At 55.2% G+C, this 20,198-nt stretch carries 24 protein-coding genes; 23 read left to right on the plus strand and 1 reads right to left on the minus strand.

Features of this window, described 5'->3' with window-relative positions:
* Nucleotides 1–3: 3 nt before the first annotated feature.
* From NR177_RS09180 to NR177_RS09235, 12 genes are read left to right on the plus strand one after another with little or no spacing between them, the layout of a single operon-like run.
* Complete coding sequence (locus NR177_RS09180) at nucleotides 4–375, plus strand: phage tail tube protein (RefSeq protein WP_058708025.1); 372 nt, start codon at nucleotides 4–6, stop codon at nucleotides 373–375.
* A gap of 1 nt (nucleotide 376) precedes the next feature.
* Nucleotides 377–673: a phage tail assembly protein gene (locus NR177_RS09185; RefSeq protein WP_256852752.1), complete on the plus strand. Its 297-nt coding sequence runs from the start codon at nucleotides 377–379 to the stop codon at nucleotides 671–673.
* Between the two features lie 8 nt (nucleotides 674–681).
* Complete coding sequence (locus NR177_RS09190; protein WP_022622596.1) at nucleotides 682–807, plus strand: hypothetical protein; 126 nt, start codon at nucleotides 682–684, stop codon at nucleotides 805–807.
* On the plus strand, nucleotides 800–2,650 hold the full coding sequence (locus tag NR177_RS09195; protein WP_256852753.1) for a hypothetical protein: 1,851 nt from the start codon (nucleotides 800–802) through the stop codon (nucleotides 2,648–2,650). Before NR177_RS09190 ends, NR177_RS09195 begins: the two co-directional genes overlap by 8 nt.
* Nucleotides 2,651–2,671: 21 nt before the next feature.
* Nucleotides 2,672–4,075 (plus strand): DNA circularization protein, encoded by a 1,404-nt coding sequence (locus NR177_RS09200; protein WP_256852754.1) that lies wholly within the window; start codon nucleotides 2,672–2,674, stop codon nucleotides 4,073–4,075.
* Entirely contained in the window at nucleotides 4,072–5,142 is a 1,071-nt protein-coding gene (locus tag NR177_RS09205) for a phage baseplate assembly protein (RefSeq protein ID WP_256852755.1), read from the plus strand. The genes NR177_RS09200 and NR177_RS09205 overlap by 4 nt, the downstream gene beginning before the upstream one ends.
* Nucleotides 5,143–5,147: 5 nt before the next feature.
* The gene (locus NR177_RS09210; protein WP_256852794.1) at nucleotides 5,148–5,732 is read left to right on the plus strand and encodes a phage baseplate assembly protein; all 585 of its coding nucleotides are present in this window, start codon (nucleotides 5,148–5,150) and stop codon (nucleotides 5,730–5,732) included.
* Nucleotides 5,729–6,181, plus strand: coding sequence for a phage GP46 family protein (locus tag NR177_RS09215; protein WP_210452490.1), 453 nt, complete (start codon nucleotides 5,729–5,731; stop codon nucleotides 6,179–6,181). The genes NR177_RS09210 and NR177_RS09215 overlap by 4 nt, the downstream gene beginning before the upstream one ends.
* On the plus strand, nucleotides 6,171–7,316 hold the full coding sequence (locus NR177_RS09220) for a baseplate J/gp47 family protein (protein WP_256852756.1): 1,146 nt from the start codon (nucleotides 6,171–6,173) through the stop codon (nucleotides 7,314–7,316). Before NR177_RS09215 ends, NR177_RS09220 begins: the two co-directional genes overlap by 11 nt.
* Nucleotides 7,313–7,909, plus strand: coding sequence for a YmfQ family protein (locus NR177_RS09225; RefSeq protein WP_256852757.1), 597 nt, complete (start codon nucleotides 7,313–7,315; stop codon nucleotides 7,907–7,909). The genes NR177_RS09220 and NR177_RS09225 overlap by 4 nt, the downstream gene beginning before the upstream one ends.
* A 45-nt stretch (nucleotides 7,910–7,954) precedes the next feature.
* The gene (locus NR177_RS09230; protein ID WP_256852758.1) at nucleotides 7,955–8,944 is read left to right on the plus strand and encodes a hypothetical protein; all 990 of its coding nucleotides are present in this window, start codon (nucleotides 7,955–7,957) and stop codon (nucleotides 8,942–8,944) included.
* Between the two features lie 12 nt (nucleotides 8,945–8,956).
* Complete coding sequence (locus NR177_RS09235) at nucleotides 8,957–9,286, plus strand: hypothetical protein (protein WP_256852759.1); 330 nt, start codon at nucleotides 8,957–8,959, stop codon at nucleotides 9,284–9,286.
* 72 nt (nucleotides 9,287–9,358) lie between these two features.
* Here the strand turns inward: NR177_RS09235 and NR177_RS09240 are convergent, their stop codons facing one another.
* Nucleotides 9,359–10,579: a putative sugar O-methyltransferase gene (locus NR177_RS09240; RefSeq protein WP_256852760.1), complete on the minus strand. Its 1,221-nt coding sequence runs from the start codon at nucleotides 10,577–10,579 to the stop codon at nucleotides 9,359–9,361.
* A gap of 234 nt (nucleotides 10,580–10,813) precedes the next feature.
* Here NR177_RS09240 and NR177_RS09245 point away from each other — a divergent pair, with 234 nt between their 5' ends.
* The 11 genes from NR177_RS09245 (at nucleotide 10,814) to NR177_RS09295 (ending at nucleotide 20,191) form a co-directional block, all read left to right on the plus strand.
* Complete coding sequence (locus NR177_RS09245) at nucleotides 10,814–11,053, plus strand: DNA polymerase V (RefSeq protein ID WP_256852761.1); 240 nt, start codon at nucleotides 10,814–10,816, stop codon at nucleotides 11,051–11,053.
* A 1-nt stretch (nucleotide 11,054) separates the two neighbouring features.
* Nucleotides 11,055–11,378 carry a phage repressor protein gene (locus NR177_RS09250; protein WP_256852762.1) on the plus strand — a complete coding sequence of 108 codons (324 nt, stop codon included), beginning with the start codon at nucleotides 11,055–11,057 and terminating at the stop codon, nucleotides 11,376–11,378.
* A 158-nt stretch (nucleotides 11,379–11,536) separates the two neighbouring features.
* Entirely contained in the window at nucleotides 11,537–12,451 is a 915-nt protein-coding gene (accD, locus tag NR177_RS09255) for an acetyl-CoA carboxylase, carboxyltransferase subunit beta (RefSeq protein ID WP_063880327.1), read from the plus strand.
* A 91-nt stretch (nucleotides 12,452–12,542) separates the two neighbouring features.
* Nucleotides 12,543–13,811, plus strand: coding sequence for a bifunctional tetrahydrofolate synthase/dihydrofolate synthase (gene folC, locus NR177_RS09260; RefSeq protein ID WP_218995452.1), 1,269 nt, complete (start codon nucleotides 12,543–12,545; stop codon nucleotides 13,809–13,811).
* Nucleotides 13,801–14,592 carry a cell division protein DedD gene (gene dedD, locus NR177_RS09265; RefSeq protein ID WP_256852763.1) on the plus strand — a complete coding sequence of 264 codons (792 nt, stop codon included), beginning with the start codon at nucleotides 13,801–13,803 and terminating at the stop codon, nucleotides 14,590–14,592. The genes folC and dedD overlap by 11 nt, the downstream gene beginning before the upstream one ends.
* Nucleotides 14,593–14,856: 264 nt before the next feature.
* Entirely contained in the window at nucleotides 14,857–15,342 is a 486-nt protein-coding gene (cvpA, locus tag NR177_RS09270) for a colicin V production protein (RefSeq protein ID WP_026021019.1), read from the plus strand.
* 37 nt (nucleotides 15,343–15,379) lie between these two features.
* Complete coding sequence (purF, locus tag NR177_RS09275) at nucleotides 15,380–16,897, plus strand: amidophosphoribosyltransferase (protein WP_063880324.1); 1,518 nt, start codon at nucleotides 15,380–15,382, stop codon at nucleotides 16,895–16,897.
* Between the two features lie 101 nt (nucleotides 16,898–16,998).
* Nucleotides 16,999–17,568, plus strand: a complete 570-nt coding sequence (locus NR177_RS09280; protein WP_256852764.1) for a UbiX family flavin prenyltransferase — start codon at nucleotides 16,999–17,001, stop codon at nucleotides 17,566–17,568.
* A 270-nt stretch (nucleotides 17,569–17,838) separates the two neighbouring features.
* Entirely contained in the window at nucleotides 17,839–18,621 is a 783-nt protein-coding gene (gene argT / locus NR177_RS09285) for a lysine/arginine/ornithine ABC transporter substrate-binding protein ArgT (RefSeq protein ID WP_109717420.1), read from the plus strand.
* 170 nt (nucleotides 18,622–18,791) lie between these two features.
* On the plus strand, nucleotides 18,792–19,478 hold the full coding sequence (locus NR177_RS09290) for a histidine ABC transporter permease HisQ (RefSeq protein WP_063880321.1): 687 nt from the start codon (nucleotides 18,792–18,794) through the stop codon (nucleotides 19,476–19,478).
* Nucleotides 19,475–20,191, plus strand: a complete 717-nt coding sequence (locus NR177_RS09295; RefSeq protein ID WP_063880320.1) for an ABC transporter permease — start codon at nucleotides 19,475–19,477, stop codon at nucleotides 20,189–20,191. The genes NR177_RS09290 and NR177_RS09295 overlap by 4 nt, the downstream gene beginning before the upstream one ends.
* The last annotated feature ends 7 nt before the right edge of the window (nucleotides 20,192–20,198 follow it).

Genomic DNA, 20,198 nt, shown 5'->3' on the forward strand with positions numbered 1-20,198 from the left:
ATCATGGCAGGAAATACCTCAAACCGGCTCGCCGGTCTGGCCTACGTCACCGTCGACGGGATCACCATCATGGTGGCCGGCCAGTTTAAATACCGTCCGTCAAAAATGGAGCGCACCACGCTGAGCGGCATGGATACCGTGCACGGGTATAAAGAAAAGCCCGTGCCTGGGTTCATCTCCTGCCAGGTGCGTGATGCCGGTGGCCTGTCTGTATCTGCCTTCAACAGTCAGACCAATGTCAACGTGATCGCCGAACTGGCAAACGGGAAAACCATCATTGGGCGCGCACTCTGGACGGTCAACACCCAGGAAGTGGACAGTGAAGAAGCCGTATTTGACGTGCGCTGGGAAGGCGCTGATGTGACGGAGAACTGAGATGGCTGAACTTGAAAAAAGCACCGTTATCCCGCTGAGCGTCCCGCTCAGTTCCGATTCGCTGAAACAGACCTGGGAAAGCCTGCCGCTCAAAGCGCCGGTGCTGTCTCAGGTGGAGCAGTTTTACGATGCGCAGGCAAAACGTGGATCCCTTCCCGCCATGCGTCTGCTGCTGTCGCTCACCAGCGGCGTACCGGAGTCGGTTCTGTCCGGCATGGATTTTATCGATTACCGCAAGTGTGAGGAGTACCTGCTCAGTTTTTTGAGCTGGAAGCCTTCGGGCGATGGCAGCGCCTAGCCGCTGAGGTGACCTTTTACTACCGCTGGCCGCCGGACAGCGCCTGGGCAATGAGCCTGCAGCGCCTGTCCTGGTGGCACGCCCAGGCGGTGCGCATCAATCATCTGAGAAAAGGGGGCGACGACGATGGCTAACGTGTTTGACTTCACGCTCGCCGGTAATGACGAGGCGAGCGCCGCCATCGCGCGTATTGAAGAGGCCGTCCGCAAACTTGAACCGGAGCTGGATAAAACCCGCGATGCGCTGAAACTCGGCGGACAGGAGTCGGCGGGCGAGCTCAGCACGTTTACCCGCTACCTGCAGGGGATGTCGCAGGCCGCACGGGACAACGTACAGTTTATCGGCGACATGGTGCCGCCGCTCAAAATGGTAGGGGAACTGGCCGGACGGTTCGGGGGCATTGCCGGAAGAATGGGCGTCGCGGGCGTTGCCGCGTATGGTCTCGCCAGAGGCGCGCAGGCGCTTGCCGGTAATATGAAAGAGGCCGCTGACAACGCCTACAGCCTGGACGTGGCTGCAAAAAACAGCGGTATGCGGGTTGATGATTTCACCCGCCTTTCCGGGGCCATGCAGATTCTTGGCGCTGACAGCGACGGTGCGCGCGCGTCGGTTGAGGGCATGTACAAAACCTTCAACGATGCTCTGCAGGGGCGTAACGGCAGCGTGCTGTCTGTGCTCAGCCAGATGGGCGTGCAGATTGTTAAAAACAAAGACGGCACCGCCGACGTCATGCGCACGTTTGAGCAGCTGGCGCAGGTATTCCCGTCGCTGACGCCGGATCGCCAGAAAACGGTCGCGGACGCGTTAGGCCTTGATGCCAGTGGCCTGGCGTTGTTACGTGAAGGGGCGAAGCTGAAAGCTTACCTCACCCGAGCAAATGAGCTGGGCCTCACCGTTGATCCCAAAGTTAACACGCAGCTGGTGGAGCTGAACCGCAACCTGACTGGCCTGAGTGCGGCCTGGGACGGCTTTAAAAACCGGGTCCGCCAGAAGGTGGCGGGCGGTCTGCTTTCCGACGGCTCTGTTAATGACGGCCTGCGTGGCGTCGGGCGTCTGATGCAGAATCCCGGCGATCCGGTGGCACTGAATGAGGCTCTGGGTAATCTTCGGGGCAGCGAGGGCGACTGGGTACGCCGGGCCAGAGACGATAAAAAATACCTGAATTCGCTGCCCGCCGATGAGCAGGTGAATCTCATCACGGGTCAGATCACCGACAAACAGCGCCGTGATCTGCGGGAACGTTACGGCCTGGGCGATCAGGCAAGTGTGCTGCAGGGCGATATTGCCGCTGCACTTAAAGCACCCTCTGCTATGGTTCCCGCCGCCTATACCGGCCCGGGCACGGGGGGTAACGCCCGCGGTATCCGAAACAATAACCCGGGTAACCTCAGGCATGCGCCAAATGCCAGCGGCAGCGACGGTGATTTTGTCACCTTTCCCACCCCGCATGACGGGATGGCGGCGCTGTCGCGCCAGCTTCAGCTGTATGGTGACCGGGGAAACAACACCCTTAACGGCATTATCCATACCTATGCCCCCGCCAGGGAGAACAATACACGGGGTTATATTGATGATGTGGCGAAAAAAACCGGCTTTGATCCGCGTGAGCGTATCAACCTGCACGATCCGGCCACGCTTCGCCGGGTGATGAGCGCCATTATTTCTCATGAAAACGGGGCGCAGCCTTATACCGATAATGAGATTAATCAGGCCATTCACACGTCCATCAACGATGACCGCTGGAAGGGGCTGCGGGATCCGCAGACCTTACAGGCGCAACGGCAGGCCGATGCACAGACGTCAGGCGGCACGCTTTCCTCTCCCGTTTCCTCTGCGGGCAGCGGTGGACAGTCAGGCGCCGCCGGTCAGGAGAATAAAGTCGCCGTCGAACTGACGCTCATTAACGATAAGACCGGCGAACGTAAACAGCTCATCACGCAGGGCGGTCGCGTTGCGACATCCATGTCCTGGCCCTGATAACAACCGGATTTCAACTCTATGGCAATCATACAAAACCTGCTTTCCGGCCTTACCGGGAGCGGCGATGGCTGGGACTGGCAGGCACATCTGCGACCGGCAAGCTTTCGCGGCGTGCCGTTCGGCGTTTATGAGGGGGAGGGGGTTTTTGGGCGACGTCAGGCCGTGCACGAATATCCGTACCGCGACACGGTCTGGGTGGAGGACATGGGCCGCGACGTCAGGAAAATAGCGATCCGGGGTTTCCTGGTGCAGGACAGCCTGCGCTACCAGGCAGGCGATGTGCTGAGCCAGCGTCAGGCGCTGATTGCGGCCTGCGAAACCAGCGGTTCGGGCACGCTTATTCACCCGACGCTGGGTGAGCTGACGGTGAGCGTGCCGGAAGGCGGCCTGAGGGTCACTGAAAGCATGGATGCGGCTCGCGTCTTTGAGTTCACGCTGACGGTTATTGAGTCGGGACTTCGCGTGTTTTCCGTTACGGGCAGCACCCAGGCGGGGGACGTGGTGAGCACAAACTGGCTGAAGCTTGCCAGCACCACGGCGGCCTCCTTTCTGGCGCAGGTCAAAGGGGAGATCCGGAGCGTTTCCCAGGCGATCAAAACGGTGCGCGGGGTTGCCTCATTCTGGCAGGGCATGGTGACGGACACCGTCAGCGAAGTCACCAACCTCAGCAGCACGCTGCGCTCAACGTTCGGGAGCACCCGGTACGGGCGGTACAGCCGGGGAACCGTGGGCGGCAGTGCCTCCGGGGCCACCGGCACCACGGATGTGGATGACACCGCAGATACCGCGCAGCTGGTAAATATCACCATGGCCAGAAGTGTGACGGCCCGTGACAGCATCACGCAACTGGCCTCAGCGCTTCCGGCGTTCACGTCCATGGACGATTTTGCCTCACAGGTTCAGGCCATCGTGCTGGCGATACTGAACAGCCCCGGTGGTGCCGAAGAGCGTATCCGGACGCTGGAAAAGCTGGCAGCGGCAGACAGCGGGCAGTATTACGCCACGCCTGAAAACGCTTCCGTGGCGGCCAGCGCCACACTGCTTATCCTCGTGCTCTGCTCGGGGGCGATGGCGGTTGCCGGTGCAGAAGCGAATCCGGCGGGGACAGGCGATGCATCGGCAATCAAAGACAGCGTCTGTGATCAGCTTGACGCTGCGCTGGTGATGGCCGGTGACCGGGGAGACGACGACAGTTACAACGCGCTTCTGGCGCTCAGGCAGGCTTTTGTGGACGCTATGGCGCTGAAAGGTGCCACTGGCGCAGACGTGATGCAGGTGTCCGTCCCTGCGGTGATGCCGTCGCTGGTGCTGGCCACGCGCCTTTATCAGGATGCGTCCCGCAGCGATGAACTGATTCAGGAGACCGGCGTGCGTCACCCGGCTTTTATGCCTTTACGCTTTATGGCGAGGAAACCCCAGTGAAAGATGAACTTATTCTGACCGTCGGGGGCAAAAATATTCAGGGCTGGGACGACGTGCGGGTGACGCGCGGCATCGAGCGGCTTCCCTCGGATTTCGATCTCGGCCTGATGGACTACTTCCCCGGCAGCAGTGAAAAACAGCTGGTCAGGGAAGGGGAGCCCTGCGAGGTTCGTCTGGACGATGACCTGGTCATGACCGGCTACGTTGACCAGTGGAGCCCGATGATCTCCGCGCGGCGTCATGAGGTGCGGGCGACGGGGCGCAGTAAGTGCCAGGACCTGGTGGACTGCTCCGCAGAATGGCCCAATAACGTGATCAACGAATCGGATGCGCTGCAGATAGCTTCACGCCTGGCGCAGCCCTACGGCATCAGCGTTCACTCTGACGTTTCCGATCTGGCGCGCGTGCCGCAGTTTACCCTCAACTGGGGCGAGTCGCCGCAGGAGATTATTGACCGCATCAGCCGGTGGTCCGCGCTGCTCTATTTTGATCAGCCTGACGGCAGCCTGCTGCTGACGCGCGTCGGTACCCGGCGTGCCGCCAGCGGTGTGGCGCAGGGGGTAAACATCGAGGATGCCTACTTTCGGGCGTCCATGGATGAGCGCTTTTCTGACTATGTCGGCGTCTCCATGAGCATGACGCCCACGTCTGAAATTTCACCGTCGGCGAGTTACGGTGCGGTCACGCTTGCCACGTCGCGCGATCCGGAAGCCGCCAGCATGCGCTATCGCAAGCGCATCGTGATCGTGGAATCCACCATGACGGCGCAGGCACTCTCCCAGCGCTGTATCGACTGGGAAATGAACCGCCGCTACGGTCGCTCAAAACAGCTTAACGTCATTGTGGACAACTGGCGCGACAGCGCGGGTAAGCTGTGGGAGCCCAACACGCTCGTCCCCATCAATATCCCGGCGTTCGGGCTGGAGAATGAGGAGTGGCTGCTGGCGGAGGTGTCGTATCTGCGTAACAGCGAAGGCACCCACGCCCAGCTTTCCCTGATGCCCCCCGCCGCCTTCACCGTTCAGCCCTATGCCTTCTATCAGCAACTTCTGGAGCTAACCCGATGAACGCTTTGAATGATGTCGTGCGTAAGCTGTCAACGCGGATCGCCGGCCTGCTGGGCATTGGTCGCATTACCGGACTTGATGACTCGGGCGTCGTACAGAAGGTGCAGTACCAGACCCCGCTGGAGGCCGCCAGCGCAACGCGCATGGCAGAGTTCGGCTTTACCTCGGGCCTGCCTGCGGGCACCGACGTGGTTCTGGGTTTTCTGGGTGGGGATCGGTCAAATCCCGTGGTCATTGCCACCAGTCACCAGACATACCGGCTGGTCGGCCTTAATCCCGGTGAGTCCGCGATGTATAACCAGTGGGGGTTGTTTGTGCGCCTCACAGAGCAGGGGATCGAGATTGAGGCCAGAGGGCAGGACGTCACGGTCAGCAACGCCCGCAAACTGACCGCCACCGCGACGGACTCCGTACGCCTCAATACGCCGGTGTTGTATGTCACGGGCGACGTTATTGATAACTGCGACACTAACAGCGTGTCGGTTAAGGCGCTGCGGGATAAATATAACGACCACAGTCATCAGATCAAAAACGTGCAGGGCGGCAGCAGCACGCTCAGCACGGAGAAAACGGGAGAACCGGCATCGTGAGCGATATTGCGGACACCTGGAATGTGGCAGAGATGAGGGCGGACTGGTCAGTCGCCGGCGGGATGCTGGAAACCGGTCACGATCTGCGCACGGCGGTTATCCTCAGCCTTTTCAGCGACAGGATGGCGCGCGACGATGATGACTATGAAGGCAGCGACCGGCGCGGCTGGTGGGGCGATACCGGCAGCGCGGATCCCATGGGGTCCCGTCTGTGGTTACTCGACAGACAGGTGCTCAGCCGGGAGGTTGCCCTCAGGGCAGAAGAGTACGCGCTGGAGTCGCTGGCCTGGCTGCGTGACGACGGCATTGTCAGTGATCTGGGTGCAAGCGCTCAAATCATCTGGCCCTCACGGCTGGACCTGATACTGACCCTGCAGCAGCCGGGGGCGTCGCGTCCGGTGGCAATGAAATTTTACTGGCTCTGGGAGCAGATCCGCTATGCCGTTTAAACGTCCTACCCTGACCGAACTGCGTCAGCAGAACCGGCTTTACCTTGAAACTGAGCTTGATGGCACCGGGACCGTCCTTAAAAACAGCAACCTTGCCGTGCTCGCCGATGCCGATGCGGGGATGGCACACCTGCACAATGCCTATCTTGATTACATCGCGCTGCAGACCAACCCGTTTACCTCAACCGATGAGTATCTGGCCGGCTGGGGCGCCATGAAAAAGGTGTACCGCAAAGCGGCCAGCGCGGCCACGTCCCCGACCTTTACCCTACAGGGCTCAGTGAACACGACACTGCCCGCGGGCAGCCTGCTTAACCGCAGCGACGGCGTTCAGTACAGAACCACGGCCGATATTACACCGGATGCCACCGGCAGCGGCAGCGGTCCGGTCACGGCGCTGCTGTCCGATCCCGCCGCCGATATCACCGGCGGTGGTGCGAAAGGGAATGCGCCGGCCGGTACCGTGCTCACGCTGGATGTTAACGTGCCGGGGCTTCAGAGCAGCGGCACACTGACCACGGCCGCGACCGGCGGCGCGGACATCGAAGACGAAGAGGACTTTCGCCAGCGCGTGCTGCTGGCATATCAGAACCCGCCTCAGGGCGGCAGTGATGCGGATTACAAATCCTGGGCGCTGGAAGTGTCCGGGATCACGCGCGCCTGGGTGAAGCGGCGCATCATGGGCGCGGGTACCGTTGGGATTTACATCATGACCGATAATGCGACCGCGAGCGGGGGTTTTCCGACGGGCAGCGACGGGGTCTCTTCGCTTGAGCCGTATTATGCGGTTAAAGCCAGCGGCGACCAGGGAAGGGTGGCAGACCATATCTTTCCGCTGCAGAGCGATACGGCGGTTGTGTGGGTCTGTTCCCCGGTAAAGAAGACGGTCGATTTTGTGATAAACGGCATAAATCAGGCCGGCAGCACCACGGTGGCCGCCATCGCGGCGGCGATCGACGGCGTGTTTTTTGAAGGGGGTAACCCGGACGGGACCGGGAAAATTTACCTGTCAGACCTTAACAAGGCGATAGGCGACGTGGACGGGACCACGGGTTACGTGCTGGTGCAGCCCGCCGCCAACATTGCTCTCGCTACGGGGGAATTACCCGTCAGAGGTAAGGTGACCTACACATGAGCCAGTACAGCGCAGATGACTATGCCGGCGCACTGAGCCAGCTTCTTCCCCCCGGCAGAGCCTGGCCCCGTGATATAAACAGCGTGCATTTCAAAACGCTTCGCGCCGTGGGGCGGCGTTATGAGGTGACCGACAGCACCGGCGAGCTTTTACTTTCAGGGTCCTTCCCCCCTACCGCAACGGTCATGTTGCCGGAGTGGGAGGCATCGCTGGGTCTGCCTGACGACTGTGCAATCAGTGAGATTAACAGCATCGGCGATCGTCAGGCCGCAGTGGTCTCTAAACTGACGAGTACGGGCGGTCTGTCACCGGGGTATTTTGTGCAGATGGCTGCAAACCTTGGTTATACGGTCACCATCACGCTGTTTCGTCCAGCCCTGTGCGGGCTGTCGGTGTGCGGGGACCCACTGAACGGTGACGACTGGCCTTTTGTGTGGCGTGTCAATGCCCCGCAGACGACCATCAAATATGCCCAGGCGGGCATCAGCTATTGTGGCGATCCGCTGCGTTCCTGGGGGAACAAACAGCTTGAGTGCCAGCTGAACAGGCTCGCACCCTCACACCTGATTCTCCTGTTTAACTACGCCGGTTAGGCACTTTTCTTCTCATTCATTATTGCCGTAAGGTAAGGGTTATACATGCTTAAAATTGGTGATTTAACGCCGACAGCAACGGCTGACGGGCACTGGACAGACGGCAACGTGGCAGGCGGTGTGTCGCCGACGCGCATGATGGCAGGCTGGTTTAACGCGGTACAGGACGAGTTTGTTAACGTTCTTACCGCAGCAGGAGTGGCGACCGATCCCAAAAACAGCGCGCAACTGCTGGCTGCGATGAATAAGCTCTATGTGGCACCTTCCCAGGTCCCGGCAACACTGAGTGGAATTGTCGGTAGCACGCGCAATCTCGCAATGAACGTCACCGCAGCTTCAGCCACAGCAACCATTAACGCTGATGAGATTATCGTAGAGACAGCGCTTGGGGGAAGTCAGTACCGAATTGGCTCATTCAGCAAGACCATTAACATGTCAACAACTGGCGCAGGTGGTATGGATACTGGCTCAGCCCCGGTTAGTGGATATGTAGGACTTTATGCAATATTCAACCCGACAACCGCCACGTCGGCGTTGCTGGCAGTCAATGCGACATCTGCAGTCATTCCTGAGGTTTACGGTGGCGCAAATATGCCGTCAGGATATACGGCATCTGCCCTGCTTAGCGTTGTGCCTACTGACTCCACAGGTAAAATCATTGTTCTCTATCAGCAGGGCAGGAATGTATTGCTGTCCACAACACAGATATCATCGACCACGTCTTTCATTAACACTCCCACAGCGGTCAATCTCAGCTCTATCGTTCCGAAGAATTGTAAAACCATTGACGGGATTTTGTTTCTCACATCAGGTAACTCAACCAGGCCGACGCTTCGATTACAGTCTTTAGCAAGCACTGACAACGGGATGAAGCAAATCGTTTCTGGCACAAACTCGAGTTACAACAGCATGCAGGCACCATTTTCTAATTTGGCAGTGGCAACCCCGCAAACACTTTACTGGTCAGTGACGAAAGGTGATTCAGGAGATACTTTGGCGTCAGCCTATGCATATTTAACGTCTTATACATTCTAACAGGGGGAAAAGATGGCTTACGTACAGTTTTCGGACAGTTCAAAATCCAAAATCATATCCACATTCGCATCCCCTCAAGAGGAAGGCGTTTACGAAAACTATGGAGAGGTGGAGGATACAGACAAAAGGTATCTGGCTTATTTAAAGTTGCCAGCCTGGAACGCGCTTCAGGGCAGGGCTTCGACAGCCCTGAGAGATTCAGACACTGTATTGATGAATTTTTTCTCACAGGGGAAGCAGCCGACGAGTGACTGGGCGGAATACAGGGGGAAACTGAAAGCGATACTGGATGCCGATCAGGGCGATCCTGAAGCGGGCCTGCCGTCTCCTCCTAAATCATAATCAGCAATTCATAGTGCAAGGATAAAAAAATATAAAATTATTAGCCCTCCTCTGATACGGAGGGCGAAAATATTATGAGTAGAATAATTCGTCTACATATCCATCCCGAACCCAACACTTGGACCTGTATGATTTTTTCATTCCACCAGCTTTGTCAACTAAATGTGAAACAGTCTTTGGATGGAAAAACTCATGATTAATACTCAGCATGCCAACTTTAGTAGTTCGTTTTATACATTTGATGAACTCAATTACCAAGTTGTCAGCTATTTCTGGAAAGCTGTCTTGGTTTAATGCTATATCATATTCATTTTCTTGTGATTTTGAGCACTCCCAGTATGGAAGTATTCTTACACATCCTTCTTTATGTTCCTCTCCATAAAGAGTTACGTTTTCTCCACCAAGGGCGTGGATTAAATAATTTGCGCAAAGTAAATTAGTGATTGGTAGATCAAATATCGTATAGTTACTGAATCCAATCTTTTTCATGTAGTAGGCTGATATCCCTAATCCGCCGCCAAATTCACAAATAGATGATATACTCCCGACAGCCTCAGAAACTCTTAACGCACTATACAAAGCATTTATATGTCTATAATGCAGCGCGTGATTTCCAACAGGAATTCCAGCCGTATGAATAATCCCCATAGGTGGGAGAATATCAAACCCCAATTTTTCTGACAGTAAGCGGCATAAAGATTCTGGTGTCATACTCATGGAATCACCCCAGTTATCATATTCTGGTCCGCTGGACGGGATTACCCCTGCAAACTCACATAATGATACAAGCTTGTCAAAATATGTAAGTGCAACATGACCAGGATTTAAATTTTTGTTGTAACCATCAACTCCTGTAGTTATACCGCCAAACCAAACATAATCACTGCCGAAAGATTTGAGAAAATCAGCTAGTTTTTTAGGGTCATTATCTTCGATTGCTTTCAACAGGTCTGGTAGCTCATTTCTTAACAGCCCCGTCCACAAATCCTCACCTTCTCGCTTTAAAGCGCTTTTTTCTTCATCTTCGATAGCTTTCATATAAGCAGTTATGATTCGCTCGGCGACATGAATTCTGCTTTCAATTTCATAAGAAGGTATTTCTGTCATAGACACGCCATTCAAACTGACTTTTATTGGGTGTGACAACAGTCTTTCAGTTAAAAAATCATCTTCTTCAGTAAAAAGAAGAGGACTTTTGGACTTTGAAATAAGCACTCTTAAATGATTTATTTCATTTTTGAGCCTGTTTATTTCGTCTTCATTTTTATTCCGCTTTCCATTCAACCAATTCATTATCATTTTCCGTTATTCAAATTTTAACTATATTATGAAATGATAGCACTCAACTTAGGTAGAATGCAGCAGATTTGCTTATTGGGCTATCAAATGTCAGCCAACCACACCAACCCCTCAGAATTAAACTCCTTCAGCGTCAATGTCTTTACAAATCTTCCCCTGTGCTCGCTTGATCAAATCTACAGATTGATATTACTGTAATTATATACAGTAATTATCGGAGCTATCACCATGCCACTTTACGGCGACATAAAGGTTTCATTCCATCAGGCTATGCGGCGCAGCGCGAAGATGGGTGTAACCGTCTCGACTTCTGACTTTGTTGCTGAGCTTGCAAAGCGCAACTGGGAGATGAGCCACAAGCAGGCTAACGAGTGGATAGCGCAGAACGTCATGACGTTTCGCGATCAGTCGCCGGAAGAGGGCGAAAATAAGATCTGGCAGCGTTTCTACCATTACGGGGAGTATTGATATGGGATTTCCTTCACCGGCAGCAGACTTCGTTGAGAGCCGTATAGATTTGAACAAGCTGATGATTCATAGGCCATCGTCAACTATTCGTATTGAGACGCCAGGAGGGTTTGCGCTGGTAGACAGTTCACTGACCCCAACGCCGGGTAATAAGGTCGCCTGGCAGGTTGACGGTTATCCAATGGTTGGGAAGTATTTCAAAACGGGCATCATTACAGTGGATGGTGAGACGATCGACGGAGAATCTCTTGAAGGGGTTGTGATGCTCGGCGTTGTGACGCATGAGGTGTTGTCGGTATACGAGGCTGACTGGCTTCCATTTTAACAGTATAATGGGCACAATTGCCGTTCGAAATGGGCCGTAAGTCATTGTGTTATAAGTAGCACGATGTCGTTAATTGTGGTCTAATGTCGCATGTTTTTAATCCTTAAATTTAGCGTAAATCGTTGAATTATAACGGAAACCAACCCAAAGAGTCATCAATGAGCTGGATTGAACGCATTCTTAATAAAAGCAACATTACGCCTGCACGTCGTGCCAATATTCCGGAAGGAGTGTGGACGAAATGCGACAGCTGTGGCCAGGTACTTTATCGTGCCGAGCTGGAGCGTAATCTTGAGGTCTGCCCTAAGTGCGACCACCACATGCGCATGCACGCCCGTGAGCGCCTGGCGAGCCTGCTCGATCAGGGCACGCTGGTCGAGTTGGGCAGCGAACTGGAACCCAAGGACCTGCTGAAGTTCCGGGATTCCAAAAAGTATAAAGATCGTCTGGTGGCTGCACAGAAAGCCACGGATGAAAAAGATGCGCTGATTGTGATGAAAGGTCAGCTGCACGGTATGCCGGTTGTGGCAGCCGCCTTTGAATTCGCCTTTATGGGCGGGTCAATGGGTTCTGTGGTTGGCGCACGTTTCGTGCGAGCAGTGGAGCAGGCGCTGGAAGATAACTGCCCGATGATCTGCTTCTCTGCCAGTGGCGGGGCGCGTATGCAGGAAGCGTTAATGTCGCTGATGCAAATGGCGAAAACCAGCGCCGCGCTGGCGAAAATGCAGGAGCGGGGTCTGCCGTATATTTCGGTCCTCACCGATCCAACCATGGGCGGCGTCTCTGCCAGCTTCGCGATGCTGGGCGATCTGAATATCGCCGAACCTAAAGCCCTGATCGGCTTTGCCGGTCCGCGCGTGATTGAGCAGACCGTGCGTGAAAAACTGCCGCCGGGCTTCCAGCGTAGTGAGTTTCTGATTGAGAAAGGGGCGATTGATATGATCATCCGTCGTCCTGAAATGCGCTATAAACTGGCGAGTCTGCTGGCAAAAATGATGAATCTGCCAGCACCGCTGCACGACGGTGAAGCGTTCGCACCTGCGACGACCGACCCGGAGAGCAACGAGGCCTGACAGGAGACCGAAGGCGCGCGGGTCGCGCCTTCCACCAATGCACCGTATACCTTGCGGCTTTCACCGGGTATAAATTTGCAAAACGGGACATATGGACAATCTTCACCTTCCTCAAGCCACGTCGCCTTTGGCCACGTGGCTTTATTATCTTGAACACCTCCACTCTCAGGCGATAGAACTGGGCCTGGATCGTATTCGCCTGGTGGCGCAACGTCTGGACCTGCTTAAGCCTGCGCCCTTCGTGTTTACCGTTGCGGGCACGAATGGCAAAGGCACCACCTGTCGCACTCTGGAAACCCTACTGATGGCCGCCGGTTATCGCGTCGGGGTTTATAGCTCACCGCACCTTGTGCGTTACACCGAGCGTGTCCGGGTTCAGGGGCAGGAACTCAGTGAAGCCCAACACAGCGCCAGTTTCGCCGACATTGAAGCGGGTCGCGGTACGATTTCTTTGACCTATTTTGAATTTGGCACGCTGTCGGCGCTTAACCTGTTTAAGCAGGCAAAGCTGGATGTGGTCATTCTGGAAGTCGGGCTGGGCGGTCGGCTGGATGCGACCAACATTGTCGATGCAGACGTCGCGGTCATTACCAGTATTGCGCTGGACCATACCGACTGGCTTGGCCCGGATCGTAACAGTATTGGTCGGGAAAAAGCCGGTGTCTTCCGCCAGGCTAAACCGGCGGTCGTCGGTGAACCGGATATGCCCGCCACCATTGCTGAAGTCGCCCGTGAAAAAGGCGCGGTGTTAATGCAGCACGGGCGCGACTGGCAGTACCGGCAGCAGGCAGAAAGCTGGTCACTGCGCGATGCGCAAGGCGAGCTGAGTGATTTGCCTCTGCCTCAGGTGCCGTTGCCTAACGCGGCTACCGCCCTGGTGGCGCTTCGCGCTTCAGGGCTGAAGGTCAGCGAGGCGCTAATCCGTGCGCATCTGCCGCTGGCGATTTTGCCCGGCCGTTTCCAGACGATCAGCGAATCACCTCGCGTAATTTTGGATGTTGCCCATAATCCCCACGCCGCAGCCTATCTGGCCTCGCGACTTGCGGCGCTGCCGCAGGCAGGTCGGGTACATGCGGTCGTTGGCATGCTGCACGATAAAGATATTGCTGGCACGCTGGCGGCGCTGTCACCTCAGGTGGACAACTGGTATTGCGCGCCGCTTGATGGCCCTCGCGGTGCCAGCGCGGAACAACTCATGGCGCACGTGACCTCCGCTCAGGCGTTCGCGGATGTTGAACAGGCCTGGCAACAGGCGCGCCAGCAGGCGGAACCGCAGGATATCATTCTGGTCTGCGGCTCTTTCCTGACGGTCGCGCAGGTCATGGAATCGATTGAAACGGAGAAAGGACGTGGCGAGTAAGTTTCAAAACCGTTTAGTCGGTACCGTTATTCTGGTAGCCGTCGGCGTAATCGTATTGCCGGGGCTGCTGGATGGTAAGAAAAAGCATTACAAAGAAGAGTTTGCCGCGATCCCTCTGGTGCCCAAACCCGATGATCAGCAGGACAGCGAAATGGTGCCGCCGGTGACGCAGTCGCTTCCTGCGCAGCCACCTGCGGGCGCGGGCAGTGCGGTCAGCCATCCTGATGCGGATGACGCTGACGCCACCGAGGGCAGCAGTCAGCCAGAGCACAGCAGCGAGCCGAGCGTGGTATCGCCGCCGCCGGTACATTCGTCGACGGCCACGACCACACCGAAAGCCAAACCGGTGGAGCCAACCCGACCCAAACAGGTTGAACAGGTTAAACCGAAATCGGCAGAGCCGCCGCAGAGCAAACCGGTGGAAAAAACCCGGCCGGTTGAACAGGCTAAGCCGGTTGAAAAAACCAAACCTGCCGAACAATCGCAGCCTGCGGAAAAGTCCGCCCCAGCAGAGCAGCCTAAAGAGACTCAGCCTACTGGTCAGGCTTATGTCGTGCAGTTGGGTGCGCTGAAAAATGCCAGTAAGGTCAATGAAATCGTCGCGAAGTTGCGCTTGTCGGGCTACCGGGCTTATACGGTGCCGTCCACGCCAGTACAGGGGCAAATCACCCGTATTTATGTTGGGCCGGACGCTTCAAAAGCCAAAATGCAGGCGGCGGTAGCTGAGCTGAAAAACGTGTCGGGCTTAAGCGGCGTCGTAAAATCTTACAGCGCACGTTAAACCGCTGATTGGTGCTGCCGATAAGATTAACAGGCAGCGCCTTTCGCCGCGGGAACGGGGACGCCGGGTGCGGCTCAGGCGTGAATAGCGACCACTTTTCAACCTGTTAATGGGTTAATAATGACACAGGCGAAGAGGGATTTTTTCATCGCCTTTTTTATGGATGCAGAACCTGAAAACCCCTACGCAAACGTTTTCTTTTTCTGTTAGAATGCGCCCCGAACTGGAAGCAGGGGTGCAATGGCACTGGCGCTGGAAGAGTTCATGATCTGGATTGATTACGTCATTATTGCGGTAGTTGGTTTTTCGGCTTTGGTCAGCCTGGTTCGAGGGTTTGTCCGCGAAGCCTTATCTCTTGTTACCTGGGGATGCGCGTTTTTTGTCGCCAGTCATTACTATGCCTACCTTGCAGTCTGGTTCACAGGTTTTGACGACGAACTGGTTCGTAACGGAATCGCGATTGCGGTGCTGTTCATCGCGACCCTGATTGTGGGGGCAATCGTGAACTACGTTATCGGCTCGCTGGTTGAGAAAACCGGCCTGTCGGGAACCGATCGGGTATTAGGCGTTTGTTTCGGGGCGTTGCGTGGTGTGCTCATCGTGGCCGCTTTGCTGTTCTTCCTTGATACATTCACGGGCTTTTCGAAGAGCCCGGACTGGCAGCAGTCTCAACTTATTCCCGAGTTCAGTTCTATAATCAGGTGGTTTTTTGACTACCTGAAAAGCACGTCGAGTTTTTTGCCCCGGTGAGGCCACCGGGCGTACGGCTTAATGAGGAAATGACAACATGTGCGGTATTGTCGGTATCACCGGTTTCATGCCGGTCAACCAGTCGATCTATGACGCGTTAACGGTGCTCCAGCACCGTGGGCAGGATGCCGCAGGCATTTGTACCATCGATGCGCTGAACTGCTTTCGCCTGCGTAAGGCGAATGGTCTGGTCAGCGACGTCTTCGAAGCGCGTCATATGCAACGTTTGCAAGGCAACATGGGGATTGGTCACGCACGCTATCCTACCGCGGGCAGCTCCAGCGCTTCTGAAGCACAGCCGTTCTACGTCAACTCGCCGTACGGTATTTCTCTTGCCCATAACGGCAACCTGACCAATGCACATGAACTGCGTAAGCGCCTGTTCGAAAAGGGTCGCCGTCATGTGAATACCACCTCAGATTCTGAAATTCTGCTGAATATTTTTGCTCAGGAGCTGGATCGTTTTCAGCACTATCCGCTGGAAGCCGACAACGTTTTCGCCGCCATTGCGGCGGTGCACCAGCAGGTCCGTGGCGCATATGCCGTGGTGGCGATGATTATCGGTCACGGTATGGTGGCCTTCCGCGATCCTAATGGCATTCGTCCGCTGGTGCTGGGCAAACGCGTCATTGCCGATGGCCGTACCGAGTACATGGTGGCGTCTGAAAGTGTGGCGCTGGACACCCTGGGTTTTGAATTCATCCGTGACGTTGCACCGGGTGAAGCGGTCTATATCACTGAGCAGGGACAGCTTTCTACCCGTCAGTGCGCCGAAAACCCTAAAAACAATCCTTGCCTGTTCGAATACGTCTATTTTGCCCGTCCGGACTCATTCCTGGATAAGATTTCAGTCTACAGCGCCCGCGTCCGTATGGGCACCAAGCTGGGCCAGAAGATTGCCCGCGAGTGGGAAGATCTGGATATCGACGTGGTGATTCCGATTCCGGAAACCTCAATGGATACCGCGCTGGAAATCGCACGTATCCTCGATAAGCCTTACCGTCAGGGCTTTGTTAAAAACCGCTACGTCGGCCGTACCTTTATCATGCCGGGTCAGCAACTGCGCCGCAGCGCGGTTCGCCGCAAGCTCAACGCTAACCGTGCCGAGTTCCGCGATAAAAACGTCCTGCTGATTGATGACTCTATCGTGCGCGGCACCACCTCTGAGCAGATTATCGAGATGGCTCGTGAAGCAGGCGCGAAAAAGGTTTACCTTGCGTCTGCCGCACCGGAAGTGCGTTTTCCCAATGTCTATGGCATCGATATGCCAAGCGCGACCGAGCTGATTGCCCACGGTCGTGAAGTGGAAGAAATTCGCCAGATCATCAAAGCGGATGCGCTGATTTTTCAGGACCTTGATGACCTTATCGAAGCCGTACGGGAAGAAAACCCGGATATCGTTCAGTTCGAGTGTTCCGTCTTCAACGGTATTTATGTGACGAAAGACGTCGATCAGGGCTATCTTGAATATCTGGAATCCCTGCGTAATGACGACGCAAAAGCCATTGCCCGTCAAAATGAAGTGGAAAATCTTGAGCTGCATAACGAAGGCTAAGCTAACCTGAATGCAAATAAGAGGGCGGGACTTATCCCGCCCTCTGTGTTTTCTGCCGGTCTGCGCTATTATGGTGCGCTTTGCCACTGCAAGGTTGAACGATGAAACGACTCATTATTGGTATTTCTGGCGCAAGCGGCGTGATATTTGGCATCCGGCTGTTGCAGGTTTTGCAGCAGGTCAGCGATGTGGAAACGCACCTGATCATCAGTCAGGCAGCACGTCAGACGCTGAGCCTGGAAAGCGACTACAGCCTGCGGGACGTCCAGGCGCTGGCCGATGTGGTTCACGATGTGCGCGATATTGCCGCCAGCATCTCCTCCGGGTCGTTTAAAACGCTGGGAATGGTGATTCTGCCCTGCTCGATGAAAACCCTGTCCGGTATTGTGCATAGCTACAGCGACTCGCTGCTGACACGTGCAGCGGATGTGGTGCTGAAAGAGCAGCGCAAGCTGGTACTGTGCGTGCGTGAAACACCGCTGCATATCGGTCATCTGCGGATGATGACCACCGCGGCTGAACTGGGGGCCATCATTATGCCGCCGGTGCCTGCCTTTTATCACCGTCCCACCACTATTGATCAACTGGTCGATCAGACTGTTAATCGGGTTATCGACCAGTTTGATATTGCACTGCCGCAGGATTTATTTGTGCGCTGGCAAGGTGCATAAGTTTCTTCTTCCGCACTTCTTTGGTGCAGAAACGCGGGAGCGATCACTGTTCCTGCATTTCCTGAACTAAAAGTTCACAACATCGCTTTTTCTCTGCGACATCACTGATATATTCCATTCACAAACCCAGCCTTTTCGTGGCTAAACGGCTGGCTGGGCAGGCGGTAACGTTGCAGAACTGGCATGAAACATGCACAGGAAAAGGCAGTGTTAGTCGCAAACACACATCATGCACCACATAACAATAAGCATTTTACTTGAGGGTAATCTATGAAGAAGCGTGTTCTGGCTCTTTCTTTAATGTTGGGCCTGTCCAGTGCGGCCAGCGTATTTGCAGCAGTACCGACCTCGATTCGTGTCGGCACTGACCCAACATATCCGCCGTTTGAGTCGAAAAACGCGCAAGGACAGCTGGTCGGTTTTGATATCGATCTGGCTAACGAAATCTGTAAACGTATTCAGACCAAGTGTACTTACGTAGAAAGCGACTTTGATGCGCTGATCCCCTCTTTGAAAGCCAAGAAAATCGACGCCATCATCTCCTCGCTGTCTATCACCGCTAAGCGTCAGGAAGAAATTGCGTTCTCTGACAAGCTCTATGCCGCCAATGCGCGTTTAGTGGCGCCTAAAGGCGCAAAAATTGAACCCACTCCTGAGTCGCTGAAAGGCAAAAATATTGGCGTACTGCAGGGCACCACCCAGGAAACCTATGCTAATCAGAACTGGCGTCCAAAAGGTGTGACCGTCACGCCTTATGCTAACCAGGATCTGGTGTATCAGGATCTGACCGCTGGCCGTATCGATGCTGCCTTCCAGGACGAAGTTCAGGCTGCCGAAGGCTTCCTGAAACAGCCGGTTGGCAAGAGCTATGCGTTTGCAGGCCCGGCAGTGAAAGACGATAAAATCTTTGGCGTCGGCACCGGCATGGGATTGCGTAAAGATGACACCGAGCTGAAAGCGGCCATCGACAAAGCGTTCGAATCTATGCGTAAAGACGGTACCTACGACAAAATTGCGAAGAAATATTTTACTTTCAACGTGTACGGTGACTGATCTGTCGTCTTCGCTTCTGCTGTTCGCATAACAGGATGCGCCTCTGGTTGCCCCAGCCTGTCTGGCCGGGGCAACGTTGTGCGTTATCGTTTATGTGTTAACAGAAGCAGCGCGGCCCGTCTGTAGGGCGGGCACCGCGTCGTTTCCACCCCACGACAGGACTTTTTTCCATGTTGTATGGCTATTCTGATGTCATTTTAAAAGGGACGCTGGTCACGCTTGAGCTCGCGTTGAGTTCAGTCTTGATGGCGGTGATCCTGGGGCTGATTGGTGCTGGCGCGAAGCTATCGCGTAATCGCCTGCTGTCCCTGATTTTTGAGGGCTACACGACGCTGATTCGTGGCGTGCCCGACCTCGTTCTGATGCTGCTGATCTTCTACGGTCTGCAGATTGCGCTGAATCACCTCACCGATGCGCTCGGACTGGCCCAGTTCGATATCGATCCCATGGTTGCGGGCATCATTACGCTGGGGTTTATCTACGGCGCCTATTTTACCGAAACCTTCCGCGGTGCTTTTATGGCGGTGCCAAAAGGGCAAATCGAAGCGGCCACGGCGTTTGGTTTTACCGGTTCCCAGATTTTCCGCCGAATCCTGTTTCCGGCGATGATGCGCTATGCGCTGCCCGGTATTGGTAACAACTGGCAGGTGATCCTGAAAGCCACCGCACTGGTTTCCCTGTTAGGTCTGGAAGATGTGGTTAAAGCCACGCAACTGGCTGGCAAAAGCACATGGCAGCCGTTTTATTTTGCCATCGTAGCCGGTGTGATCTACCTGGTCTTTACCACCTTGTCTAACGGCATTCTCTGGTGGCTCAATCGTCGCTACACGGTCGGTGTGAAGAGGGCGGAGCTATGATCGAGATTCTTCACGAATACTGGAAAGCGCTGCTCTGGACAGACGGTTATCGCTTCACCGGCGTAGCCATTACCCTGTGGCTGCTGATTGTCTCGGTCGTGCTGGGCGGCTGCATGGCGGTGTTGCTGGCGATTGCGCGCGTGTCACCGAATCGTTTTATCAGCCTGCCGGTGTGGCTCTTTACCTACGTTTTTCGCGGTACGCCGCTTTATGTGCAACTGCTGGTGTTCTACTCCGGCATGTATACGCTGGAAATCGTTAAAGGCACGGAGCTGCTGAATGCGTTTTTCCGTAGCGGCCTGAACTGTACGTTACTGGCTTTCACCCTGAATACCTGCGCCTACACCACGGAAATTTTCGCCGGTGCGATTCGTGCTGTGCCACACGGCGAAATCGAAGCCGCGCGGGCCTATGGCTTTTCCACCTTTAAACTGTATCGCTGCATTATTTTGCCTTCTGCGTTGCGCACGGCCTTACCGGTTTACAGCAATGAAGTCATACTGATGCTGCACTCAACCGCTCTGGCTTTTACCGCAACCGTGCCAGATTTGCTGAAAATCGCCAGGGACATTAACGCGGCAACCTATCAGCCCTTTACCGCGTTCGGCATTGCGGCCGTGTTGTACCTGATTATTTCTTATGTGCTGATTAGCCTGTTTCGCCTTGCGGAACGTCGTTGGCTGGCGCACGTGAAACCTTCTTCATCGCATTGAGTAAGAC

This window comes from Pantoea sp. Fr+CA_20 (genome assembly GCF_024520835.1).
Taxonomy (GTDB): domain Bacteria; phylum Pseudomonadota; class Gammaproteobacteria; order Enterobacterales; family Enterobacteriaceae; genus Pantoea; species Pantoea allii.